This is a genomic window from Bacteroidales bacterium, assembly GCA_014860585.1.
In the GTDB taxonomy this organism is placed as follows: domain Bacteria; phylum Bacteroidota; class Bacteroidia; order Bacteroidales; family 4484-276; genus RZYY01.
On sequence record JACZJL010000049.1, the window covers coordinates 1 to 4,386 of the forward strand.

Sequence of the window (4,386 nt, forward strand, 5' to 3'; positions counted from 1 at the left end):
AAATTACAAGGCCATATGATTCATCCAGCTTTTTGGAATTTTAGTGCCGTTTCTTTTATGTCAGCAGTCCAGAATGCGGATTTTCTACTCAATGGCATTGCTTGACCAGATTATTCTTTCAATCATTGGTCAATCAGTTTATTCACTTCATCATCGGACAGATAATCTCCATTTTCAATCTGTAGTTCCGATTCAGCAATTCGTCGTCTTTGCTGTGATGTGAGTACCGGAATTGCTGAAGCTGAATATTTGCGATCAATCAACTCCTTGATGGTGAGCAGAAAATCATTGTCGTCAATGTTTTCGATGCCTTCCATAAGTTGTTGCTTTATTTCATTTGTGCTCATGGTTGTATGGTTTAATTGAAGATAAACGCTGAACAGGCTAAACTAATTTTTGTTCCTGTAAAGTCAAATAAAAACTTCATACCGCGATCTGGTATATCTTTTTTTCCCGGTCAGCTGCATAACTTAGCGCCGCATAAATGTCTTCACTGGTCAACTCATCAAAATCGTGGATAATCTCCTCAACGGTCATACCTGAAGCCAGCCAACCAAGTATATCGCTCACAGTTATTCTCATCCCTCTGATGCATGGCTTCCCACCACGTTTTCCAGGTTCAATAGTGATTATGTTTTGGTAATTTACCATGGGTTAAACTTTGTATTTCGAGCAAAGGTATTGCTTTTTTGTAAGTTGATACAAAACCTACATCCCCACCGCCTTGAAAACCGCCCACTCGCCGAAGCGTTTGCGGTCGGGTTTGATAAACCAGAGAAAATGATGACATATTTGGGGTTAAAAACTTCTGGAAGTGAAAAGCGTTATCTTTGCATAAGTAAAACTTTTTAGAAAATGCCAACGGTATTCAGAGCAAAAGGATTTCGTTTTTTCTTTTATGTAAACGACCACACTCCAATGCACATACACATTGAAAAAGATGAAGGCACAGCAAAGTTCAACCTTGAACCTGTTGAGCTCGTCAGGTCCAAACGTTTGAAAGCGTCTGAGTTGGCAGAAATCCGAAATTTGATTCTCGAAAATTTAGAACTTTTTAAAGTAAAATGGGATGAACACTTTAACAATTAATAAATCTACTATTGCCAACGAGCTTTGGTTCCGCGATGAAAAATTATATGTCGTTTTAGATGACGGACGCGAACTTGCCGTCCCGGTTGATTGGTTCCCAAAACTGAGAGATGCCACAGATAAGCAGCGAAATAACTGGCGATTCATCGGTGGAGGCGAAGGAATTCACTGGGAGGATTTGGACGAGGATATTCTTGTTGAAGGGTTGCTTTAGCATTAATCCAATTTCTCTTTAAAATTCCTAAACAGCAGCCCTGACAGGGTTCCAAACCCTGTCAGGGCTAATTCCCAAAACCTACATCCCCACTGCCCTGAACACTGCCCTTTCACCGAAGCGCTTGCGGATGCGGTCGAGCGACTGGTAGAGGCTGACCATTTCGGGGGTGTCTTCGAAGAGGTTGAGTTGCTGCACGCCGCCGACAAGGTGGCTCAGGCGCACCCCGATGAGCCGGATGAGCATGCGGCGGGTGTAGAGCCGGTCGAAAAGCTCGAGCGCCGTTTTGGCGAGTACGTGGTCGAAGGAGGTGTAGGGAATCGCCTTTTGCAGTGTGTGGGTGTCAAAGTTGGCGTAGCGGATCTTCACGGTGATGCAGCCGGTGAGTTTTCCCTTTTTGCGCAGGCTGAAGGCGATCTTCTCGATCATCGAACTGAGGATTTCGCGCATGCGCGTTACGTCAATGGAGTCCTGCTCAAAGGTGGTTTCGGTGCTGATGGACTTGCGTTCGGAGTAAGGTACCACAGGGTTTGAGTCAATGCCGTTGGCTTTTTTCCAGATGTCAATACCGTTTTTGCCCATCAGCTTGTCCATCATCTCGGGAGGAATCAGGCTAAGGGTCTGGATGTTGGCTATGCCCATCGAGCGGAGGGTCTGGTAGGTTTTGGCGCCGATCATGGGGATTTTGCGGATGGAGAGCGGCGCCAGGAAAGGCTTCACGCGCGGCGCTTCTACCTGAATCTCGCCGTTGGGCTTGGCCTCGCCGGTGGCGATCTTCGACACGGTTTTGTTCACCGACAGCCCTACCGAGATGGGCAGCCCGGTTTCCCGGATGATGCGCTGCCGCAGCTCGTGCGTCCACTTCATCGAGCCGAAGAAGCGGTCCATCCCCGTGATGTCGAGGTAATGCTCGTCAATGGAGGCTTTTTCGTAAACGGGTGCACTCTCGGCGATGATGTCGGTGACCATGCGTGAGTATTTGCTGTACTGGTCGCCGTCGCCGCGGATCACGATGGCGTCGCGGCACAGGTTGAGCGCCAGCTTCATGGGCATGGCCGAGTGCACCCCGAAGCGCCTCGCCTCGTAGCTGCACCCTGCCACCACGCCGCGGTCGGACGTGCCGCCAACAATCACCGGCTTGCCCACCAGCGACGAGTTCAGCAGTCGCTCCACCGACACAAAAAAAGTGTCAAGGTCGAAGTGTACGATCGTGCGGCGGTCGTTTACCTCGTCTCCATCCGGTTGCAGCACCATCGGGCTTGAATAGGGCTGGCGGTAGTTCATCAGATTTTTTTTATCAAAAATGTTGTTTGATTAAAATATAATCATAATTTTGCCAGCAAATTAATCATTTTATAATTATCAACGATGAAAATGTTAATAAAAAAATCAACAACAATGACAGCCCGACAACAATGACAACAAACATTTAATCCCATCCTCCCATGCATTTTAATTCCAACATCAAATTCCTTCGCAAGCGCAAGGGGCGCACACAGGACGATTTGGCTGCTACTCTCGGCATACCGCGTTCAACGCTGAACAACTACGAAAACCAGATCGCACAGCCCGGCATCAACCTGCTGATCGCCATCTCAGCGTATTTCGGCATTGCCATTGACACACTGATCAAAGTGGATTTGGCCAAACTGTCGGAGAGTGAGTTGTGGCAGTTGGAGCACGGCTACGATGTCTTTATCCGCGGCAGCAACCTGCGCATACTCAGCACCACAGTGAATGCCGACAACGAAGAAAACATCGAGCTGGTCTCGGAGAAGGCCAAAGCAGGATACTCCAGCGGTTTTGCCGACCCGGAGTACATCCGCATTTTGCCGACGTTTCAACTGCCATTTTTATCCACGGAGAAGAAATACCGCACCTTCCAGATCAGCGGTGACTCCATGCTACCCATCCCGCATGGCTCGTGGGTCACCGGCGAGTTTGTGCAAAACTGGGAATTGATCCGAAACAAGCAGGCCTACATCATCCTCACCCTCAACGAAGGCATCCTGTTCAAAGTGGCCGAAAACCTGATTGCCGAAAGCGGTCAACTGCGGCTGCACTCGCTCAATCCCATCTATTTACCCTACAGCATTCACGTGAACGAGATCAGGGAGGTTTGGAAATTCATCCACTACATCAGCGCAGAACTGCCGGAGGAGCGGACGTCGGAAAGCCGGATGATGGAAGATATAGCTGAGATCAGGAAAGAAGTAAAAGGAATTAGCGAAAAGTTGGAAGGATTACCTGAAAAATAGAAGCAGCCTTGAAACTACCCCCCGCCTATTGTGGAATTTCACCGCATCATGAAAAAGGAGTATTTTTGTTTCATCAAATTCATACATTTATGACTTTACACGAACAAATATTGAAGGACAAAAATGGTAATAATATTGGCGTTTTTTTGCCAATGGCTGATTACGAAGCTTTGTTGAAGACAATCAGAGATTTGGAGGATTTTCAAGATGTAAAGGATTTTGATTTGGTGAAGTCTTCGGATGAAGAAATAATTCCAATTGAACAGGCCTTTATTGAAATTGAAGCTCAGCGAAATGACCTATAAAGTATTCATCAGACGAAGCGCCCAAAAGCAACTTTTAAAAATTCCTGCAAGTGATTATCTCAAAATAAAACAGAGCATTCTTAATCTCGCTTACGATCCCAGACCTGCTGATTCGGTAAAACTTAAGAACAGGGAAGGATGGAGGATTCGTCAGGGAAATTACAGGATCATATATGAAATTCAGGACAACAAACTCATTGTCCTGGTTTTGAGAATCGTACATCGAAAGGATATTTACAGACTCTGATTTTCGATTTGATCTTGGGTGAACTCCTTAATTGTTTCCACAACTTATTCAAATCAGGCTTAAATTTGCTTGTTTATTAGAGATAGCCTTTTTTTCTCGACAGAATTTTGTCTGAAATTTTCGTTAAAACACAAGCATGAAAAACCAGCCGCCCGCCAACCAATTTTTCCCAATGTTTACAAAGTGAATGAGTTGACTGTAATTTCTCCGGCTAAACTTCATTTGTTGATCGGTTAATCACTTATTCACTCCCGGGAAAATATATAGCGGCAA

The 4,386-nt window shown here is 46.1% G+C and carries 8 protein-coding genes; 5 read left to right on the plus strand and 3 right to left on the minus strand.

The window, feature by feature from the left end:
- Positions 1-122: 122 nt before the first annotated feature.
- Entirely contained in the window at positions 123-347 is a 225-nt protein-coding gene (locus tag IH598_05820; GenBank protein MBE0638015.1) for a hypothetical protein, read from the minus strand.
- A 76-nt stretch (positions 348-423) separates the two neighbouring features.
- Complete coding sequence (locus IH598_05825; GenBank protein ID MBE0638016.1) at positions 424-651, minus strand: DUF433 domain-containing protein; 228 nt, start codon at positions 649-651, stop codon at positions 424-426.
- Positions 652-855: 204 nt separating this feature from the next.
- Between IH598_05825 and IH598_05830 the strand changes: the two genes are divergently transcribed.
- Both IH598_05830 and IH598_05835 read left to right on the plus strand, forming a co-directional pair.
- Positions 856-1,089 carry a DUF4160 domain-containing protein gene (locus tag IH598_05830; GenBank protein MBE0638017.1) on the plus strand — a complete coding sequence of 78 codons (234 nt, stop codon included), beginning with the start codon at positions 856-858 and terminating at the stop codon, positions 1,087-1,089.
- Positions 1,070-1,303: a DUF2442 domain-containing protein gene (locus IH598_05835; protein ID MBE0638018.1), complete on the plus strand. Its 234-nt coding sequence runs from the start codon at positions 1,070-1,072 to the stop codon at positions 1,301-1,303. Before IH598_05830 ends, IH598_05835 begins: the two co-directional genes overlap by 20 nt.
- A gap of 81 nt (positions 1,304-1,384) precedes the next feature.
- Here IH598_05835 and dinB read toward each other — a convergent pair whose 3' ends face one another.
- The gene (gene dinB / locus IH598_05840; GenBank protein ID MBE0638019.1) at positions 1,385-2,557 is read right to left on the minus strand and encodes a DNA polymerase IV; all 1,173 of its coding nucleotides are present in this window, start codon (positions 2,555-2,557) and stop codon (positions 1,385-1,387) included.
- A gap of 191 nt (positions 2,558-2,748) precedes the next feature.
- On the opposite strand from dinB, the gene IH598_05845 reads away from it, so the two are divergent.
- From IH598_05845 to IH598_05855, 3 genes are all read left to right on the plus strand, one after another.
- Positions 2,749-3,561, plus strand: coding sequence for a LexA family transcriptional regulator (locus IH598_05845; GenBank protein ID MBE0638020.1), 813 nt, complete (start codon positions 2,749-2,751; stop codon positions 3,559-3,561).
- 89 nt (positions 3,562-3,650) lie between these two features.
- Positions 3,651-3,866, plus strand: a complete 216-nt coding sequence (locus IH598_05850; protein ID MBE0638021.1) for a hypothetical protein — start codon at positions 3,651-3,653, stop codon at positions 3,864-3,866.
- Positions 3,856-4,113 (plus strand): type II toxin-antitoxin system RelE/ParE family toxin, encoded by a 258-nt coding sequence (locus IH598_05855; GenBank protein MBE0638022.1) that lies wholly within the window; start codon positions 3,856-3,858, stop codon positions 4,111-4,113. Before IH598_05850 ends, IH598_05855 begins: the two co-directional genes overlap by 11 nt.
- Positions 4,114-4,386 lie beyond the last annotated feature (273 nt).